Below are 18,814 nucleotides of genomic sequence, written 5' to 3' on the forward strand. Positions count from 1 at the left end.
AGGGTGCCGGGGGCGAACCGGGGCGTTCGGTCAACGCCCGCTGGTCGGTGTGGTGTTGATGCTCCGTGACGAGGGAGGTACGCCGCGTGCACGTGCAGGTGCTCGCGCACGTGCACGTGAAACACGGCTATGATCCGGGGCAGTTGACCGTTGCAGCAAACGCCACATCGGCCCCTGCGTCACTGGGAGCGACCCCGTGCATGACATGTACAACGGCATGGCCGCCACACGGCTTCGAGGGGTGGTCTGGCAGAAGAGCCGGCACAGCAACTCGCAGGGGTCGTGCGTGGAGTTCGCGCGGCTGCCGGACGGCGAGGTCGCGGTGCGCAACTCCCGTTTCCCGGACGGCCCCGCCCTGCTCTACACGCGCGCGGAGATCGAGGCGATGCTCCTCGGGGTCAAGGACGGCGAGTTCGACCACCTGGTGACGGGCTCCTGAATCCGCCGGCGCACACCCGGCGCCCCGCCCGCGGGCGGGTGCGTCCCCGTCGGGCCGGACCGTTCGCGGGGCGCGGTCGACCGTGTGCGGGCGGGAACCGGACCGTCCGGCCGGTATGCGCCCCCGGCGGTCCGACGTGCGGGAACCGCGCCCGGACCCCCGGAGCCGGGGCCCGGGCGGCCCGGAGCGCGGGGCCCGGCCCACGGCCGGCGCGGGGGTCAGAGCCGGAACAGCGCCCAGACGACCTTGCCGCCCGGCGCGCCGGCCAGCGGGTGCCACCCCCAGCCGTCGCTGAAGGACTCCACCAGGAACAGCCCGCGCCCCGACTCGGCGGCGGTGAACGCGTCCGCTTCCGCCCCGCCCGCGGCGCCCGCGGAACCCAGCGTCCCGCAGTAGCCGGTGACCGGGGACCCGGTGCTGGGGTCGCGCACCGCGCAGACCAGGCGGTGGCCCCAGAGCATCAGGTGCAGCCGGACCGGGAGGAGGTCGCCGGAGGCGTCCACGTCGATCCCGGCCTGCGGCAGGGCGTGCCGCAGGGCGTTGGTGACGAGTTCGGACACGACGAGGTGGACGTCCTCGGAGCGTTCGTCCGCCTTCCACTCGGCGAGGGTGTCGCGGGTGAACCGGCGTGCCTCGCGGACCGCCTCGTAGTGAGGGGGCAGGGCGCAGGACGCGGAGCTGGACACCGCCGTCGGGTCGATGGGGGGAAGCCCCTGCCTTAACGGCTCCAGCATGGTCGATCCATTCATCCCCATGCGAGGCACTCCCGTGGATGCGCGGCTCTGGCGTTACTCCGGTTGCTCGGTGGTGCACTCACCATGGTTCCGAATGCGTTGGGCAGATGCAAGGGCAGATGCACGTGCAAGCGCCCGTTGTGGAAGGGACCATGTGTCTTGAAGGGGATTTCTTCCCGGGACTTCTTGTCTTGTTCTTCTGGCCCCGGAAGCCCTCTTTCTGCTTTCTGTAACCGAATGAGTACGGGCTGGAAGGTTTTAGTGGCAGACTTCGCAGCCTGAAGACGTTGGGGAGGCTGACGAGCGTGACCGCAGGCGAGTCGTGGGGGACTTCCCGGTCCGGGCCGGCCGGAGCCGCCGGGGGCGGCTCGGTGGTGCGCCGCATCCTGCTGGGGTCACAGCTCCGGAGGTTGCGGGAGTCCCGGGGGATCACCAGGGAGCGGGCCGGGTACGCGATCCGGGCCTCCGAATCGAAGATCAGCCGCATGGAGTTGGGACGGGTGAGCTTCAAGGCGCGTGACGTCGAGGACCTGTTGACCCTCTACGGGGTGAGCGCCGACGCGGAGCGGGGACCGCTCCTGGCCCTCGCCAAGGAGGCCAACGTCGCCGGCTGGTGGCACAGTTACTCCGACGTGCTGCCCGGTTGGTTCCAGACCTACGTGGGCCTGGAGGGCGCCGCCTCGCTGATCCGCGTCTACGAGGTGCAGTTCGTCCACGGGCTGCTCCAGACCGAGGCGTACGCGCACGCCGTGGTCACCCGCGGCGGTGCCGGCCCCGCCGACGTCGAACGCCGGGTCGCGTTGCGGCTGGAGCGGCAGAAGGTGCTGGTGTCCGAGCGGGCACCGGCGTTCCACGTGGTGCTGGACGAGGCGGCGCTGCGCCGCCCCTACGGCGACCGCCAGGTGATGCGGGGCCAGATCCAGCACCTCATCGAGGTCTCGGAGCGCCCCAACGTCACGCTCCAGGTGATGCCGTTCAGCTTCGGCGGCCACGCCGGCGAGAGCGGCAGCTTCACCATGCTGAGCTTCCCGGAGTCGGACCTGTCGGACGTGGTCTACCTGGAGCAGCTCACCAGCGCCCTCTACGTCGACAAGCCGGAAGAGGTTGCCCAGTACGCGAACGTCATGGAACAGCTCAGGACGGACAGTCCCAACCCCTCGGACACCCGCGACCTTCTCCGGGGACTGCTCCAATTGTCGTAAGACACCAGTACGATGACGTTCCATCAGGCGCCGTCGCCCGAGCCTTCCTCCTGCGGTTGGGGATCACATGTCCTTCTTCACCGACCTGGCCCGCCAGTACGTCGACGGCGAGTGGCGGACCGGCAGCGGTTCCTGGGACATCATCGACTTCAACCCCTACAACGGCGAGAAGCTGGCGTCCCTGACGGTCGCCACCCGCGCCGAGGTCGACGCGGCCTACCGGGCCGCCGAGCGGGCGCAGCCCGCCTGGGCCGCCGCCGGCCCCTACGAGCGGCGCCGGGTGCTGGAACGGGCCCTGCGGATCACCGAGGGCCTCGCCGAGGAGATCGCCGAGGCCGCCGTCGAGGAACTCGGCTGCATCCGGAGCAAGGCGCTGCACGAGGTGCACCTCGCCGGGGAGTTCCTGCGCGAGGCGATCCACCTGGCCATGCGGACCGAAGGCCACATCGCGCCCTCGACGGACCAGGGCCGGGAGAACCGCGTCTACCGGGTCCCGGTCGGGGTGGTCGCCGTCATCAGCCCGTTCAACTTCCCCTTCCTCATCACCATGAAGTCGGTGGCCCCGGCGCTCGCCCTGGGGAACGCCGTGGTGATCAAGCCCAACCAGAACTCCCCGGTCGTGGGCGGGGGGTTGATCGCCCGGATCTTCGCCGAAGCCGGGCTGCCGGCCGGGCTGCTGAACGTGGTGGTGACCGACATCGCCGAGGTGGGCGACGCGCTGCTGGAGCACCCGGTGCCCGCCGTGGTGTCCTTCGCCGGCTCCGACCGGGTCGGCCGCCACGTGGCCGCCGTCGCCGCGAGCCACCTCAAGCGCTCCGTCCTCGAACTCGGCGGCAACAGCGCGCTGGTGGTCCTCGACGACCTCGACGAGGAGGGCCTGGAGTACGCGGTGGACGCCGCGGTGTTCAGCCGGTACGCGTACCAGGGTCAGGTCTGCATGGCGGCCAACCGCATCCTGGTGGACCGACGGGTGCGGGACGCCTTCACCGAGCGGTTCCTGGACCGGGTGCGCGGGCTGCGCACCGGTGACCCCCGGGACCCCGGGGTGCACATCGGCCCGGTGATCAACGACTTCCAGGCGGAGGCCCTCACCAACCTCGTGGAGCAGGCGCTCGCCGAGGGGGCCACCGCGCTGGTGCGCGGCCGCACGGTGGGCAACCTGGTCGAACCCACGGTCCTCACCGACCTGCCCGCCTCCTCCCCGCTGCTGCGCCAGGAGATATTCGGCCCGGTCGCCCTGCTGATCCCCTTCGAGGGCGAGGACGAGGCCGTCGCACTGGTCAACGACACCCCCTACGGGCTCAGCGGAGCGGTGCACACCGCCGACGCCGAGCGCGGGGTGGCCTTCGCCCGACGGGTCGACACGGGGATGTTCCACGTCAACGACAGCACGATCCAGGACGATCCGCTGGTCGCCTACGGCGGTCAGAAGCACTCCGGGCCCGGCCGCTTGGGCGGGGAGGCCACGGTCGAGGCGTTCACCACCTGGAAGTGGATCTCCGTCCAGCGCCAGCGGCACCCGTTCCCGTTCTGAGCACGCACCCGGATCCCATGAGGCCAGGAGCTGACCTATTGCCGACCTAGGGTGCGGAACGTCAGCACGCGGACGGCGCGTGCGGAGTTCCCCGGAAGGCGGCCCCATGGTCACGCACGTCCAGTCCCCGATCCCCGGCGACGAGCGGGCGGAACTGCTCGCCTTCGTCGAGGCCCAGCGCGGTGCGGTCCGGCGCGCGGTCTTCGGACTCGACGAGGACCGGGCCGAGAGCCGGCCGTGCGCCAGCGAACTCTCCCTGGCCGGACTGGTGAAGCACCTCGCCGAGGTCGAGTTGGGCTGGCTGCGGCTGGCCCAGCAGCGGCCCAACGAACGGCACCGGGACGTGGCCGAGTACCGGAAGAGCTTCCACCTGGAGGAGGGCGAGACCCTGGCCGGGGTGCTGGACCTGTGGAGCGGGGTGGCGCGGGAGACCGAGGACTTCGTCCACTCCCTGCCCGACCTCAACGGGACCTTCCCGCTGCCCGAGGCGCCCTGGTTCCCGAAGGACGGCCGGGTGTCGATGCGCTGGCTGCTGGTGCACCTGGTGGAGGAGGTGGCCCGGCACGCGGGGCACGCCGACATCCTCCGCGAGTCCCTGGACGGGCGGACCGCGCTCGATCTGACGGCGCTGGAAGGGGGATACGCTGGTCAAAATTGACCAGCGTGCCCGTGGAGGTGGCGCATGTCGGCGATCCGACTGCTCGTGCTGGGGTCCGTCCGTCAACACGGACGGGCCCACGGCTACCAGGTGCGCAACGACCTGGAGTACTGGGGCGCGCACGAGTGGTCCAACGGCAAGCCCGGCTCGATCTACCACGCCCTGAAGCAGATGGCCAAGCAGGGCCTGCTGCTCGCGCACGAGGTGGCCCCCTCCACGGCCGGCGGCCCGCCCCGGGTCGAGTACGAGGTCACCGAGCGCGGCGACGAGGAGTACCTCGCCCTGCTGCGCGAGGCCCTGACCTCGTACGACCAGAAGCCCGACGTCCTCTCCGCCGCGCTCGGGCTGATGGTCGACCTGCCGCGCGCCGAGGTCGTCGAACTGCTCGGCCGGCGGATCGCGGCCATCGAGCGCTGGCGCGCCTCCGTGCTGGAGTACTACGACCCCGCCCGGGGCCCGGGGCAGTTCCAGCACATCGGGGAGATCATGAACTTCTGGTTGCACTCCGCGGACGGCGGCGCCGAGTGGACCCGCGGGCTCATCGCCCGCATCGAGTCCGGCGCGTACTCCTTCGCCGGGGAGGGCGCGCCCTTCGTGGGGGTGCTCGGCGAGGGCGAGGCCAACCCGTACGCCACCGGGGAGCACCACCCCGGCGACCGTCGCTGACGGCCGCCCGGCCCGGTCAGTGGTGGAAGCCGGTGGCGGCGGCCCGGTCGGAGACCGCGGTGCCGCCCTGCTGCCGCAGCTCCGGCAGCAGCCGCTCCAGGTCCGCCGCGAACAGGGCGGCCAGATCGGCCGAGAAGCCGTTGCGGCAGACCACCCGCAGCACGGCCAGGTCCTCCCGGTGCGCCGGGAAGGTGTACGCCGGCACCAGCCAGCCCCGCTCCCGCAGCCGCCGCGACACGTCGAACACGTCGTAGCCGGTGACCCCCTCCGCCGTGGTGAACGCGAACACCGGCAACTGGTCGCCCCGGGTCAGCAGCCGGAAGTCGCCCATCGCCTCGATCCGTTCGGCCAGCCCCCGGGCCACCGTCCGGGTCGCCTGCTGCACCGCCCGGTACCCGTCCCGGCCCAGCCGCAGGAAGCTGTAGTACTGCGCCACCACCTGCGCCCCCGGCCGGGAGAAGTTCAGCGCGAAGGTGGGCATCTCCCCGCCCAGGTAGTTCACCCGGAACACCAGCTCCTCGGGCAGTTCGGCCGCCGACCGCCACAGCGCCCAGCCCACCCCCGGGTACACCAGCCCGTACTTGTGCCCCGAGGTGTTGATCGACGCCACCCGCGGCAGCCGGAAGTCCCAGACCAGGTCCGGGTCGAGGAAGGGCGCCACCATCGCCCCCGAGGCCCCGTCCACGTGCACCGGCACGTCCAGGCCGGTGTGCGCCTCCAGCGCGTCCAGCGCCGCGCACACCTCGGCCACCGGCTCGTAGGAGCCGTCGAAGGTCGAACCGAGGACCGTGACCACGCCGATGGTGTTCTCGTCGCACAGCTCGGCCGCCGCCTGCGGGTCCAGGTGGTAGCGGTCGCCCTCCATGGGCACCTGCCGCGCCTCCACCTCCCAGAAGGTGCAGAACTTCTCCCAGCACACCTGTACGTTGACGCCCATCACCAGGTTGGGGCGGGCCTCGCGGGAGGGGTAGCGGTCGGCGTTGCGCAGCGCCCAGCGCCGCTTCAGGGCCATCCCGGCCAGCATGCACGCCTCGCTGGACCCGGTGGTCGAGCAGCCCACGGCCGCCTGCGGATCGGGCGCGTGCCACAGGTCGGCGAGCATCGCCACGCACCGCCGCTCCAACTCGGCGGTGCGCGGGTACTCGTCCTTGTCGATCATGTTCTTGTCGCTGCACTCGTCCATCAGCACCCGGGCCTGCGGCTCCATCCAGGTGGTGACGAAGGTGGCCAGGTTCAGCCGGGCGTTGCCGTCCAGCATCAACTCGTCGTGCACCAACTGGTAGGCGGTCACGGGCGGCATCGGCCCGTCGGGCAGCCGGTGCACGGGCGGGGCGTCGACCATGTCGACCAGCGGGTTGGCGTCCCCGTAGAAGGGGTTCACCGACAGGCCGCGCCCGGCGGACCCGTCGGCACCTCGGTGCAGCGACACGTGCGCCTCCGGCGGTGGTGGGGGGACCGCGGGCGCGGGGCGGGGCCGCGGGGGCCACGCCGAGGGGCCCACGGCCCACCGTAGGCCGGGCTTGCACCTCACGCGACGTGAGGAGGCACCGTGGGGGACGGACGAGGGAACGGGAGGAGGCCGACGTGGCCACGCACCACTCCGTGGGACAGGTCGCCGCGTACGCCGGGGTCACGGTGCGCACCCTGCACCACTACGACGGGATCGGCTTGCTGTCCCCGGGCGGACGCAGCGCGGCCGGGCACCGCCGCTACGACGCGGCGGACCTGGACCGGCTGCAACAGATCCTCTTCTACCGGGAGCTGGGCTTCCCGCTGGAGGAGATCGCCGTCCTGCTGGACGACCCGACCGCGGATCCGCGCGAGCACCTCGGCCGTCAACACGGCCTGCTCACCGCCCGCATCGAGAGACTGCGGCGGATGGCCGCCGCGGTCGAGACCGCCATGGAGGCGCGCAGCATGGGCATCGAACTGACCCCGCAGGAGAAGTTCGAGGTGTTCGGGGACTTCGACCCCGACACCCACGCACGGGAGGCCGCGGAGCGCTGGGGCGGCACCGACGCCTACCGCGAGTCGCACCGCCGCACCGGCGGCTACACCAAGGAGGACTGGGTCCGGGTCGGCCGGGGCTTCGCCGCGATCCACCGCCGGATGGGGGACCTGCTGGTCCGGGGCGTGCCCGCCGACTCCGAGGCCGCCATGGACGTGGCCGAGGAGCACCGCCGGTTCATCTCCGACAGCTCCTACGCGTGCGGGTACGAGATGCACGCGGCGCTCGGCGAGATGTACGTGGCCGACGCCCGGTTCACCGCCACCTACGAGGCGATCGAACCCGGGCTGGCCCCCTACCTGCGGGACGCGGTGCTGGCCAACGCCGCCCGCCACCTCTGAGCCGTACGGATGACGGCCCCGGCGGCCGTCACCCGTGGGCCCTGGTCGCGGGGCACGCGCAGGGGGCGTGCCCCGCGACCGTGCGCCGGCGTCCGTCAGGGGCGTTCCGTCTCCGCGCACGACCGGCGTGCACGGCGCACCGGGGTTAGAGCGGGCTGATCACGCACGCCGTGCCGTACGCGCAGACCTCGGTGCCGACGTCCGCGGCCTCGGTGACGTCGAAGCGGAACATCAGCACCGCGTTGCCGCCCCGGGCGCGGGTCTGTTCGATGAGCCGCTCCATGGCCTGGTTGCGGGTCTCCACCAGGGTCTTGGTCAACCCCTTCAACTCGCCGCCGATCATGGACTTCAGCCCGGCGCCGATCTGGCTGCCCAGGTGCCGCGAGCGCACGGTGAGGCCGAACACCTCCCCGATCACCCGGTCCACCCGGTAGCCCGGCACGTCGTTCGTCGTGACGACGAGGACCTCCGCATCGGGGTCCAGTCCGCCGCCGTACTCGTCGATGCCCATCCGCGCGCCTTCCGGATCGCCCGTGTCGCCGCCCCGGCGGGGCGGGGCGCACAGACTAGCCCGGGCGGGCGCCGCTCGCACCCCGGGACGGTGTCCGGAAACCGCGGACGCCCGCCCCGCGTTGGTAGCTTGGAGCCCCCGGGACGTGCCCCGGCCCCGTGGCCGTGCGCCGCCCGTCCCACCACCCCCCTCCGACCCCAGGAGTCCGCTACCGTGACGACGCTCGCGCTCGGACCGAGTTGGCTCGACCCCGACTTCCTGCTCAACGAGTTCGGCATCTACGGTCTGCTGATCATCGTCTTCGCCGAGTCGGGCCTCTTCTTCGGCTTCTTCCTCCCGGGCGATTCCCTGCTGTTCACCACGGGGCTGTTGGTGACCACCGGGGCGCTCACCATGGACCTGTGGTTGGTCTGCACGCTGATCTGCATCGCGGCGATCGTCGGCGACCAGGTGGGCTACCTGTTCGGCAAGAAGGTCGGCCCCGCGCTCTTCAACCGGCCGGACTCGCGGTTCTTCAAGCAGGAGAACGTCCTCAAGGCGCACGAGTTCTTCGAGAAGCACGGCCCGAAGTCGCTGGTGCTGGCCCGGTTCGTGCCCATCGTCCGCACCTTCACGCCGATCATCGCCGGCGTGAGCGGGATGCGGTACCGCTCCTTCATCACCTTCAACGTCATCGGCGGCGTCCTGTGGGGCGCCGGGGTGACCCTGCTCGGCGCCTGGCTCGGCCGGCACGGCTGGGTGCGCGACAACGTCGAGATGATGCTGATCGGCATCGTCGCGCTGTCGGTCGTCCCGATCGTCGTGGAGTTCCTGCGCGCCCGCGGCCAGTCCAAGCGGGCCGCCGCCGGGGGCACCCGCCCGGACGACCCCACCGACCCCACCCCCCGGGGCCGGCACGCCAAGCGCTGACCGCCCCGTACGGGCTCAGAAGCCGCGCGTCCGCTTGGCCGCGCGGCGTCGCCCCGCCGAGGCGGCCCCCGGCACCCGCAGGAACAGCCGGGACACCTCCGCCCCCAGGTTCACGCCGATCGCGATGGCGATGGCGAGGGCCGCCGCCTTGGTCAGCGACACCAGCCCCGCGTCCAACTCGTTCTGGGCGATGCCCAGCAGCCCGAAGTAGGTCGCGGAGCCCGGCAGCAGCGGCCCGATCGCGGCCGTGACGTACGGCAGCGCCGAGGCGAACCGGTACCGGGAGAGCAACTGCCCGAAGAGGCCCACCAGCCCCGCCGCGACCGCCGTGGACGCCACCGGGGAGATCCCGCCGGCGTAGTGCAGCGCCCCGTACACCACCCAGGCGACCCCGCCGTTCAGCGTCACCAGGAGCACGGTGGAACGTTCCTGCTGCAACAGCACCGCGAACGCCAGCGTCAGCGTCATGGAGGCGGCGATCTGCCACCCCGGGCGCTCGATCACCAGCAGCGCCGCGTCCGGGTTGAGCTCTGCGCCCAACTGCACCCCGAAGTACAGCACCAGCAGCACGCCGGTCACGATGCCGACGAAGAAGTACATGACCTCCAGCAGCCGGGCCGCCGCCGTGATGTAGAAGCCGGTGAGCCCGTCCTGCACCCCCGCGACCAGCGCCCGCCCCGGCAGCAGCGCGAACAGCCCGCCGGTGATCACCGCCGAGGCCCGCACCTCCGCGTGGGCCAGGGTGAGCGCCACCCCGATCGCGGCGGGCGGCATCGCGGCCACGATGAACTGGTAGAACTCCGGCAGCCCGCGGCCCGCGCAGAGCCAGGCCAGCCGGTCGCCCAGCACCGCGCCCAGCGCCGCCGCCACGAACACCATCAGGTCACCGCCGACCAGCACCGAGGCCGCGCCGGCGAGCACCCCGCTGGCGGCGGTGAGCACCCAGCCGGGGTAGGGGTGCCGGTTGCGGCGGATCTCCGCGAGCCGGCGGTACGCCTCCTCCAGCGACACCGCGTGCTCCGGGTCGCTGATGTCGTCCACCAGCCGGTAGACGGCCGCCAGTCGGGTGTAGTCGGTGCCGCGCCGGCGCACCGTGCGGGAGGCCGTGACGGGGTCGTCCACCAGCGAGGGCTGGTGCGAGATCGACAGCAGGGTGAAGGTGACGTTGGGTTCGCAGCGGTCGAGCCCGTAGGCGCGGCACACGGCGAACATCGCCGCCTCCACGTCCTCGGCGCCCTCGCCCCCGGCGAGCAGCAGCTCGCCGATCCGCAGGGTCAGGTCCAGCACCCGGGGCACCGCGGGCCCGCTGTCGTCCTCGTGCCGCTGCACGGCCTCGGGCGCCGGCCGCTCGGTGACCGGCATCCGCAGCATGGTCCGCATCCGGTCCTGCCACGGCGCCTCGTCGAGCCGGACCAGCGGCACCCCGGACGGCGGGGTGAAGGCCGGCGGGGCGCTGCGCGCGCGGTACGTGCGCGGGGTGCTGAAGGCGGAGCCCTCCGGCTCCGCCGGCTCGGCGTCGACCGGCTCGGGGACCCCCGCGGGCACCGCGAACTCGGACGTGGTCTGGGACTCGTCCTCCACCGGCCCGGAGAGCGGCGCGATGCCGGACGGCGGGGTGAAGGCGCTGCGCGCCTCGTCGGCGTCCGGTGTGAGGTCCGCGCCGGGGTCGGCCGGGCCGTGCACCGCGTTCCGGGACTCACGGGCGCTCGGCCCGCCCGGATGCTTCCGCTCGCTCACCGCGCCCCTTCTGCCGAACCCTGCCTCCGTGCCCGCTCCCGCCGCGCCACGGCGTCCGGGAGCCGCGCCGTACGGGGGAGCGCGTACCCCCGACCGGCTCCGTCAAGGCCCGGCACTTGTGCACCACCGGCACCACCGGACCCGTCCGTACGCTCAGTATGCGCGCCCACACCGAAACGGGCCGTGCGCCCCGGGGTCTCCGGGGTGCACGGCCCGTCGTCGTGCGGGAACGGCCGTCAGTGGCCGCCGCTCTCCTTGAACCGGGCCACGGACCGGTCGATCTCGGCCTCGGCCTCGGCACGGCCCACCCAGTCGGCGCCCTCGACCGACTTGCCGGGCTCCAGGTCCTTGTAGACCTCGAAGAAGTGCTGGATCTCCAGGCGGTCGAACTCGGAGACGTGCTGGATGTCCCGCAGGTGCTCCACGCGCGGGTCGGACGCCGGCACGCACAGCAGCTTGTCGTCGCCGCCCGCCTCGTCCGTCATGCGGAACATGCCGATCGCGCGGCAGCGGATCAGGCAGCCCGGGAAGGTCGGCTCGTCCAGGATGACGAGGGCGTCCAGCGGGTCACCGTCCTCGCCGAGGGTGTTCTCCACGAACCCGTAGTCCGCCGGGTAGCTCGTCGACGTGAACAGTCGACGGTCGAGGCGGATGCGACCGGTCTCGTGGTCCACCTCGTACTTGTTGCGCGAACCCTTCGGAATCTCGATCGTGACGTCGAACTCCACCGGTGGCTCCTCCATGATCAGCACATAATTCTGGTAACACGGTGTCGTCCGCGCCGACCTCCCGAGGGCGGTCCGGCGCGGCCGGCGCCCGGGGGCGGCTACCGCCGTACGGACCCCCGCCCCCGTCCGGTTGGCGGTCGGGGTCCACCGGGAAGTCGTACCCCCGGCAAGACGCAGTGGTTAAGTGTCCCTCACCCAAGTGTGTGATCGCGAAAGGGGCTGGTCGATCGTGCCGGAGCTGCCGGAGCCGACGCCGTCGCCGCGCGCCCGGGCGTTCGTCGAACGCTCCCGGGCGCTGCTCGCCGGACTCCGCACGCTCCGCCCCGTGGACCTCAGGACCTGGCAGGTCACGACGGTCGCCGCGGTGACCGGCCTGGCCCTGGCGACGGGCTCCCTGGCGCTCACCGGCCCCTGGGACGCGTCGGGGCAGCGTACGGTGGAACGGGACCGGGCCGCCGCCCTGCGCACCGAGGGTGGTGCACATCACGAGGCCCCGGGCGGCGGCGCGGGCGCCCGGGCGCCCAAGACCCCGCCGCGCGCCCCCGCAGTGCTCGACGCACTGGGCGGGGCGGGCACCGCGGGGGCCCGGACCCCGCTGCCCGGCGCCGCCGCCCTCGGCAAGCGCCTGGGGCCGCTGCTCGACGGGGCGCCCCCCGGGACCCGCACCGGGGCGGCGGTGGTGGACGCCGCCACCGGCGAACTGCTCTGGGGCAAGGACCCCGGCAAGGCGCTGACCCCCGCCTCCACCACCAAGGTCGCCACCGCGGTGGCCGCGCTGACCGCACCCGGCCCCGACCACCGGATCACCACCCGCACGGTCCTGGAACCCGCCGCCGGCAAGGAACCGGCCCGGGTGGTCCTCGTCGGCGGCGGCGATCCGACCCTCACCGCCCGCGAGGACGCCCGCGGCAACGCCTCCCTGCGCGACCTGGCGCAGGCGACGGCGCGCGCCCTCGCCGACGGAGGCACCCGGGAGGTGCGGCTCGGGTACGACACCTCCCTGTACTCCGGGCCCCCGGTTCACCCCATCGGGCGCAACGACAACATCGCGTCCGTGACCCCCCTGATGGTGGACGAGGGACGCCTGGACGACTCCTCCAGCGGACCCGCACCGCGCAGCGAGGACCCCGCGAAGGACGCAGCCGCCCGCTTCGCCGCCCTGCTCGCCGACCGCGGCCTCGCGGTGAAGGGCGCCGCCGCCCCGGCGAAGGCCGCCGCCGGGGCCCGGGAGCTGGCCGAGGTCGCCTCCCCGCCGGTGTCGGCCCTGGTCGAACGGATGCTGACGCACAGCGACAACGACCTCGCGGAGGCCCTGGTCCGTCAGGTCGCCCTCGCCTCCGGCCAGCCGGCCAGCTTCAAGGGCGGCGAGACCGCGATGCAGCGGCGGCTCGGCGGGCTGGGGGTGCCGCTCGGCGGGGTGCGCTTCGCCGACGGCAGCGGGCTCGACCGGGCCGACCGGCTGGCGCCCGGCACCCTCACCGCACTGCTCGCCGCCGCCTCCCGCCCCGAGGGCGCCGCCCTGCGCCCGGCGCTGACCGGGCTGCCGGTCGCCGGCTTCACCGGCACTCTGAGGAACCGTTACTCCTCCGGGTCCGACGCCGCCGGCACCGGCCTGGTGCGGGCCAAGACCGGCACCCTGACCGGGGTGCACGCGCTCGCCGGCACGGTCGTCGACCGGGACGGCCGGCTGCTCGCCTTCACGTTCCTGAGCGACGGGCCCGCCACCGATCCCGCCGCCGCCCAGTCCCGTCTGGACCGGATGGCCGCCGCCCTGACCGCCTGCGGCTGTGCCTGACCCCGCGCCGGGGGCGTCCCCACGGGGGCACCGGTCCCGTACGGTTGACGCATGACGAGCATCGGTGGTGCGGAGATGGTCGACTGGAACCTCGCGGTGGCGACCGCGACCCGCCTGGTGAGGCCGGGTCCCGAGGTCAGCCGGGACGAGGCGCGGGCGATCGTCGCGGAACTGCGGCGGCACGCCAAGGCGTCGGAGGAACACGTCCGCGCCTACACGCGGATGGTCGACCCGGACGGTGCGACCCCCGCCGGGCCGGAGCACGACACCCCGGTCCTGGTCGTGGACCGGCCGGGCTGGGTCAAGGCGAACGTCGCGGGCTTCCGCGAGATCCTCAAGCCCCTGCTGGAGAAGATGCAGGAGCGCCGCGGCGGACCCGGCAACGCGGTGCTGGGCGCGGTCGGCGGCAAGGTCACCGGCGTGGAACTCGGCATGCTGCTGTCGTTCCTGTCCTCCCGGGTGCTCGGCCAGTACGAGACCTTCGCCCCGGCCACCCGGGACCTGCCCGCCGCCCCCGGCGGGGGCGGGCGGCTCCTGCTGGTCGCGCCCAACATCGTCCACGTGGAGCGCGAGCTGGACGTGGACCCGCGGGACTTCCGGCTCTGGGTCTGCCTCCACGAGGAGACCCACCGCACCCAGTTCACCGCCGTGCCCTGGCTGCGCGACCACCTGGAGGGCGAGATCCAGACCTTCCTGGCGGAGACCGACGTCGACCCGATGACCTTCCTGGAGCGCATCCGGGAGGCCGCGCAGTCGCTCGCCGGAGGACGCCCCGAGGGCGAGGAGGACGACGGCGGTCGCTCCCTGGTGGAACTGGTGCAGACCCCCGCCCAGCGGGAGGTCCTGGGGCGGTTGACGGCGGTGATGTCCCTGCTCGAAGGGCACGCCGACTACGTGATGGACGGGGTCGGCCCCGCGGTGGTGCCCTCGGTCGCGGAGATCCGGGAGAAGTTCCAGCAGCGAAGGGCCCGGGGCGCCTCCCGACTCGACCAGACGCTGCGCAAGCTCCTCGGCCTCGACGCCAAGCTCCGTCAGTACCGCGACGGCGAGCGCTTCGTGCGGGCGGTGGTCGACCAGGTCGGCATGGACGGCTTCAACCGCGCCTGGACCTCCCCGAACACGCTCCCCACCAAGGCCGAGATCGGCAAGCCCGCGGACTGGATCGCACGGGTGCACGGCAAGACGGGGGAATGAGCCGAACGGCCGACGGCAGGACGGCGCCCGCGCAATCACCCGTCCGAGGGACCGTGGGCCCCTGACAGGCGTGCAATGCTCGGGGAACGGCTCGGTTCTGTCACCATCGACGCACTCTGAGTGATCGGGCGGCGCGGCAGCGACCCGCCCGATCGCCTGGGAACCGAAACGGCACCACGCTCACGGGCGGTGCCCCGGGGACCTCCGGGGCGCGTGCCCGACCCCGAACTCCACGAAGGGAACCGGACATGGGTCCCCATCCAGCGGTCGCGGCGATACGCCTGGCGGTCCGCCGCGTCCTCCACGACCTGCTCACCGAACACCACCTGCTCGCCGAAGACGACCGCCCCCCCGCGGTACCCGCGCCCGCCCCCCACGCCGCCGGCGCACCCGCTCCCCGCACTCCCCCCTCGGCGCCGAGCGCCGAGGTTTCCGACGCGTCCCCGCTGGTGCTGGTCGCCTGCTCCGGCGGCGCCGACTCCGTCGCCCTCGCCTCCGCCCTCGCCTTCGAGGCCCCCAAGCTCGGCGTCCGCGCCGGCGGCGTCACCGTCGACCACGGGCTCCAACCCGGCTCCGGGACCCGCGCCGCCGAGGTGGCCGCCCGGCTCGCCGCCCTCGGACTCGACCCGGTCGACGCGGTCACCGTGACCGTGGGGCGCGACGGCGGACCCGAAGCCGCCGCCCGGGACGCCCGCTACGCCGCCCTGGACGCCGCCGCCGAACGCCACGGCGCCGCCGCGGTCCTCCTCGGCCACACCCGCGACGACCAGGCCGAGACCGTGCTGCTGGGCCTCGCCCGCGGCTCCGGCATCCGTTCGCTGTCCGGGATGGCGCCCGTCTCCGGCGCCGGCGGACGCTACCGCCGCCCCTTCCTCCACCTCGACCGGCAGACCGCCCGCACGGCCTGCCTCGCCCAACACCTCCCGGTCTGGGACGACCCGCACAACGCCGACCCGGCCTACACCCGCTCGCGGCTGCGCCACGAGGGCCTGCCCGCACTGGAGAAGGCCCTCGGCAAGGGCGTCGTCGAGGCCCTCGCCCGCACCGCCCAGCTCTCCCGGGACGACGCCGACGCCCTGGACGCCTGGGCCGCGCAGGCCGAGCGGTCGGTACGCGACCCGGCCGGGCTGTTGGAGTGCGCCAAGCTGTACGCGCTGCCGCCCGCGGTGCGCCGCCGGGTGCTGCGCCGCGCGGCCATCGACGCGGGCGCCCCCGCCGGCTCGCTGTTCGCCCGGCACATCGAGGAGGTCGACCGGTTGATCACCGGTTGGCGCGGCCAGGGAGCGATCAATCTCCCCGGCCGGGTCGTGGCCCAGCGCCAGGGTGGCAGACTGGTGATCCGGCAGAGCTGAGTCGGGCCCCGCGGGCCCGGCACCGGCCCGGACGATCGAAAGTGATGCGGGTGGACGCGAAAGACATGGGCACCGACCTCCAGTCGGTGCTCATCACCAAGGAAGAGATCGACGCGAAGCTGGCCGAGCTGGCCGCGAAGATCGACGCGGAGTACGCGGGCAAGGACCTGCTGATCGTCGGCGTCCTGAAGGGCGCCGTGATGGTGATGGCTGACCTGGCGCGGGCGCTGTCCACCCCCCTCACGATGGACTGGATGGCGGTGTCCTCGTACGGCGCGGGCACCCAGTCCTCCGGGGTGGTCCGGATCCTCAAGGACCTCGACACCGACATCAAGGGCAAGCACGTCCTGGTCGTCGAGGACATCATCGACTCCGGACTGACCCTGTCCTGGCTGATCTCCAACCTCGGTTCGCGGGAGCCCGCCTCCCTCAAGGTGTGCACGCTGCTGCGCAAGCCGGAGGCGGCGAAGGTCGCGATCGACGTCGAGTGGGTCGGCTTCGACATCCCCAACGAGTTCGTCGTGGGCTACGGCCTCGACTACGCGGAGAAGTACCGGAACCTGCCGTTCGTGGGTACGCTCGCGCCCCACGTCTACGGCGGCTGAACCGCGCGGCCCGGCCCCCGGCGGGAACCCTCGTGCGGTTCCCGCCGTTGGAGCAAGCGGCGGCGGGATTGCCGCGGGATTGGCACCGGCACGCTGCGGCTCCGGGTGACAATGCTGGGGTACCGTCCGAAGAACAGTCTTTATCAAACTCACTATGGCAGGAGGGACGGGGCGACACCGCTCCGTATGGATGGACGTGAAGCGATACTTCCGTGGGCCCGTGATGTGGATCGTGCTGGCCGTCCTCGCCGTGGTCGTGTTGATGCAGGTCGTCGGCTCGTCCGGCGGCTACAAGACGGTGGACACCGGCCAGGTCATCCAGGCCATCAGCAACAACCAGGTGAAGTCTGCCCAGCTCACCACGGGCAACTCCCAGACCATCAAGATCACGCTGAAGGACGGCCAGAAGGTCGAGGGCGAGACCAAGGTCCAGGCCAGCTACATCGGTGACCAGGGCGCCGACCTCGCCGCCGACCTCCAGGCCAAGTACCAGGACAAGCAGATCCCCGACGGCTACACCGTCTCGCCCTCGAAGGACAACCCCTTCGTCGGCATCCTGCTCTCCCTGCTGCCGTTCGTCCTGATCGTGGTCGTCTTCCTGTTCCTGATGAACCAGATGCAGGGCGGCGGCTCCCGGGTGATGAACTTCGGGAAGTCCAAGGCCAAGCTGATCAGCAAGGACACCCCGAAGACCACCTTCGCCGACGTGGCCGGATCCGACGAGGCCGTCGAGGAACTCCACGAGATCAAGGAGTTCCTCCAGGAGCCGGCGAAGTTCCAGGCCGTGGGCGCCAAGATCCCCAAGGGCGTGCTGCTCTACGGCCCGCCCGGCACGGGCAAGACCCTCCTCGCCCGTGCCGTGGCCGGCGAGGCCGGGGTGCCGTTCTACTCGATCTCGGGTTCCGACTTCGTCGAGATGTTCGTCGGCGTCGGCGCCTCCCGGGTCCGCGACCTCTTCGAGCAGGCCAAGGCGAACGCCCCGGCGATCGTCTTCGTCGACGAGATCGACGCGGTCGGCCGCCACCGCGGCGCCGGCCTCGGCGGCGGTCACGACGAGCGCGAGCAGACCCTCAACCAGCTGCTCGTGGAGATGGACGGCTTCGACGTGAAGGGCGGCGTCATCCTGATCGCCGCCACCAACCGGCCCGACATCCTCGACCCGGCGCTGCTGCGCCCGGGCCGCTTCGACCGGCAGATCGCCGTGGACCGCCCCGACATGCAGGGCCGCCTGGAGATCCTCAAGGTCCACCAGAAGGGCAAGCCCGTCGCCCAGGACGTCGACCTGGCCGCGGTCGCCCGCCGCACCCCCGGCTTCACCGGTGCGGACCTGAGCAACGTCCTCAACGAGGCCGCGCTGCTCACCGCCCGCAGCGACAAGAAGCTGATCGACAACCACATGCTGGACGAGGCCATCGACCGCGTCGTGGCGGGCCCGCAGAAGCGGACCCGGATCATGTCGGACAAGGAGAAGAAGATCACCGCGTACCACGAGGGCGGACACGCCCTGGTCGCGGCGGCCTCCCCCAACTCCGACCCGGTGCACAAGATCACGATCCTCTCGCGGGGCCGCGCCCTGGGCTACACGATGGTCCTCCCCGAGGAGGACAAGTACTCCACCACGCGCAACGAGATGCTCGACCAGCTGGCGTACATGCTGGGCGGGCGCGCGGCGGAGGAGCTGGTCTTCCACGACCCGACCACCGGCGCCGCCAACGACATCGAGAAGGCCACGACCACCGCGCGCGCGATGGTCACGCAGTACGGCATGACCGAGCGGCTCGGCGCGATCAAGTTCGGCGGCGACAACACCGAGCCGTTCCTCGGCCGGGAGATGGCGCACCAGCGCGACTACTCGGAAGAGGTCGCCGCGCTCGTCGACGAAGAGGTCAAGAAGCTCATCGAGAACGCGCACAACGAGGCGTGGGAGATCCTCGTCGAGAACCGTGACGTCCTCGACAACCTGGTCCTCCAGCTGCTGGAGCGGGAGACGCTGGGCAAGGAGGAGATCGCCGAGATCTTCGCCCCCATCGTCAAGCGTCCGGCCCGCCCGGCGTGGACGGGCTCCTCGCGCCGCACCCCCTCGACGCGTCCGCCGGTCCTCTCGCCGAAGGAGCTGTCGTTGACCAACGGCGGCACCCCGACGCTGTCGACCACCAAGGCCGACGCGACCCCGGTCGCCCCGGCCGAGACGCCGACGACCCCGGAGGACGGCCCCGCGCAGGGCTGACCCGCACCGACACGGAGAAGGCCGTGACCGGGCTTCGGCCCCGGTCACGGCCTTCTCCTCGTCCTCGACCGTTGCGTGCGTGCCGCCTTCCCCTGGTTAGGCTGGGGGTGCGCGGCATCTCGGTGTGCCCCGCACGTACACGTCTGTACGGCTGACACGTCTGTACGGCTAAGG

At 72.6% G+C, this 18,814-nt stretch carries 17 protein-coding genes; 12 read left to right on the plus strand and 5 right to left on the minus strand.

What is annotated here, in order from left to right; genetic code table 11:
• The first annotated feature begins 205 nt into the window (after window positions 1-205).
• On the plus strand, window positions 206-439 hold the full coding sequence (locus ABT092_RS00860; RefSeq protein ID WP_351238413.1) for a DUF397 domain-containing protein: 234 nt from the start codon (window positions 206-208) through the stop codon (window positions 437-439).
• Between the two features lie 218 nt (window positions 440-657).
• On the opposite strand, the gene ABT092_RS00865 is transcribed toward ABT092_RS00860, so the two are convergent.
• Window positions 658-1,194 carry an ATP-binding protein gene (locus ABT092_RS00865; protein WP_351238268.1) on the minus strand — a complete coding sequence of 179 codons (537 nt, stop codon included), beginning with the start codon at window positions 1,192-1,194 and terminating at the stop codon, window positions 658-660.
• Window positions 1,195-1,478: 284 nt separating this feature from the next.
• Here ABT092_RS00865 and ABT092_RS00870 point away from each other — a divergent pair, with 284 nt between their 5' ends.
• The 4 genes from ABT092_RS00870 (at window position 1,479) to ABT092_RS00885 (ending at window position 5,233) form a co-directional block, all read left to right on the plus strand.
• Entirely contained in the window at window positions 1,479-2,375 is an 897-nt protein-coding gene (locus tag ABT092_RS00870) for a Sco1979 family transcriptional regulator (protein WP_351238270.1), read from the plus strand.
• Window positions 2,376-2,442: 67 nt separating this feature from the next.
• Window positions 2,443-3,909, plus strand: a complete 1,467-nt coding sequence (locus ABT092_RS00875; RefSeq protein WP_351238272.1) for an aldehyde dehydrogenase family protein — start codon at window positions 2,443-2,445, stop codon at window positions 3,907-3,909.
• Between the two features lie 106 nt (window positions 3,910-4,015).
• A complete protein-coding gene (locus ABT092_RS00880) occupies window positions 4,016-4,567 on the plus strand; it encodes a DinB family protein (protein ID WP_351238274.1) in 552 nt (183 codons plus the stop codon).
• Between the two features lie 24 nt (window positions 4,568-4,591).
• On the plus strand, window positions 4,592-5,233 hold the full coding sequence (locus ABT092_RS00885; RefSeq protein WP_351238276.1) for a PadR family transcriptional regulator: 642 nt from the start codon (window positions 4,592-4,594) through the stop codon (window positions 5,231-5,233).
• A 16-nt stretch (window positions 5,234-5,249) separates the two neighbouring features.
• On the opposite strand, the gene gad is transcribed toward ABT092_RS00885, so the two are convergent.
• Window positions 5,250-6,662, minus strand: a complete 1,413-nt coding sequence (gene gad / locus ABT092_RS00890) for a glutamate decarboxylase (RefSeq protein WP_351238278.1) — start codon at window positions 6,660-6,662, stop codon at window positions 5,250-5,252.
• A gap of 155 nt (window positions 6,663-6,817) precedes the next feature.
• On the opposite strand from gad, the gene ABT092_RS00895 reads away from it, so the two are divergent.
• On the plus strand, window positions 6,818-7,582 hold the full coding sequence (locus tag ABT092_RS00895; protein WP_351238280.1) for a MerR family transcriptional regulator: 765 nt from the start codon (window positions 6,818-6,820) through the stop codon (window positions 7,580-7,582).
• A gap of 145 nt (window positions 7,583-7,727) precedes the next feature.
• Here the strand turns inward: ABT092_RS00895 and ABT092_RS00900 are convergent, their stop codons facing one another.
• A complete protein-coding gene (locus tag ABT092_RS00900; protein ID WP_351238282.1) occupies window positions 7,728-8,093 on the minus strand; it encodes a YbjQ family protein in 366 nt (121 codons plus the stop codon).
• A 213-nt stretch (window positions 8,094-8,306) separates the two neighbouring features.
• Here ABT092_RS00900 and ABT092_RS00905 point away from each other — a divergent pair, with 213 nt between their 5' ends.
• Complete coding sequence (locus ABT092_RS00905) at window positions 8,307-9,002, plus strand: DedA family protein (RefSeq protein WP_351238284.1); 696 nt, start codon at window positions 8,307-8,309, stop codon at window positions 9,000-9,002.
• 15 nt (window positions 9,003-9,017) lie between these two features.
• Here the strand turns inward: ABT092_RS00905 and ABT092_RS00910 are convergent, their stop codons facing one another.
• Window positions 9,018-10,685: a threonine/serine exporter family protein gene (locus ABT092_RS00910; RefSeq protein ID WP_351238415.1), complete on the minus strand. Its 1,668-nt coding sequence runs from the start codon at window positions 10,683-10,685 to the stop codon at window positions 9,018-9,020.
• Window positions 10,686-10,975: 290 nt separating this feature from the next.
• The gene (locus tag ABT092_RS00915; RefSeq protein WP_351238417.1) at window positions 10,976-11,467 is read right to left on the minus strand and encodes an inorganic diphosphatase; all 492 of its coding nucleotides are present in this window, start codon (window positions 11,465-11,467) and stop codon (window positions 10,976-10,978) included.
• A gap of 229 nt (window positions 11,468-11,696) precedes the next feature.
• Here ABT092_RS00915 and dacB point away from each other — a divergent pair, with 229 nt between their 5' ends.
• The 5 genes from dacB to ftsH all read left to right on the plus strand — a co-directional run bounded on the left by dacB (window position 11,697) and on the right by ftsH (window position 18,640).
• Window positions 11,697-13,262, plus strand: a complete 1,566-nt coding sequence (gene dacB, locus ABT092_RS00920; protein WP_502968362.1) for a D-alanyl-D-alanine carboxypeptidase/D-alanyl-D-alanine endopeptidase — start codon at window positions 11,697-11,699, stop codon at window positions 13,260-13,262.
• Window positions 13,263-13,313: 51 nt separating this feature from the next.
• Complete coding sequence (locus ABT092_RS00925; RefSeq protein ID WP_351238286.1) at window positions 13,314-14,456, plus strand: Rv3626c family coenzyme F420 biosynthesis-associated protein; 1,143 nt, start codon at window positions 13,314-13,316, stop codon at window positions 14,454-14,456.
• Between the two features lie 248 nt (window positions 14,457-14,704).
• Window positions 14,705-15,808, plus strand: a complete 1,104-nt coding sequence (gene tilS / locus ABT092_RS00930) for a tRNA lysidine(34) synthetase TilS (protein WP_351238287.1) — start codon at window positions 14,705-14,707, stop codon at window positions 15,806-15,808.
• A gap of 44 nt (window positions 15,809-15,852) precedes the next feature.
• Window positions 15,853-16,413 (plus strand): hypoxanthine phosphoribosyltransferase, encoded by a 561-nt coding sequence (gene hpt / locus ABT092_RS00935; protein WP_351238289.1) that lies wholly within the window; start codon window positions 15,853-15,855, stop codon window positions 16,411-16,413.
• Between the two features lie 190 nt (window positions 16,414-16,603).
• Window positions 16,604-18,640, plus strand: a complete 2,037-nt coding sequence (ftsH, locus tag ABT092_RS00940) for an ATP-dependent zinc metalloprotease FtsH (RefSeq protein ID WP_351238291.1) — start codon at window positions 16,604-16,606, stop codon at window positions 18,638-18,640.
• Window positions 18,641-18,814 lie beyond the last annotated feature (174 nt).

Origin of the sequence: Streptomyces sp. NPDC002490 (assembly GCF_040296045.1) — a bacterium.
Taxonomy (GTDB): Bacteria; Actinomycetota; Actinomycetes; order Streptomycetales; family Streptomycetaceae; genus Streptomyces.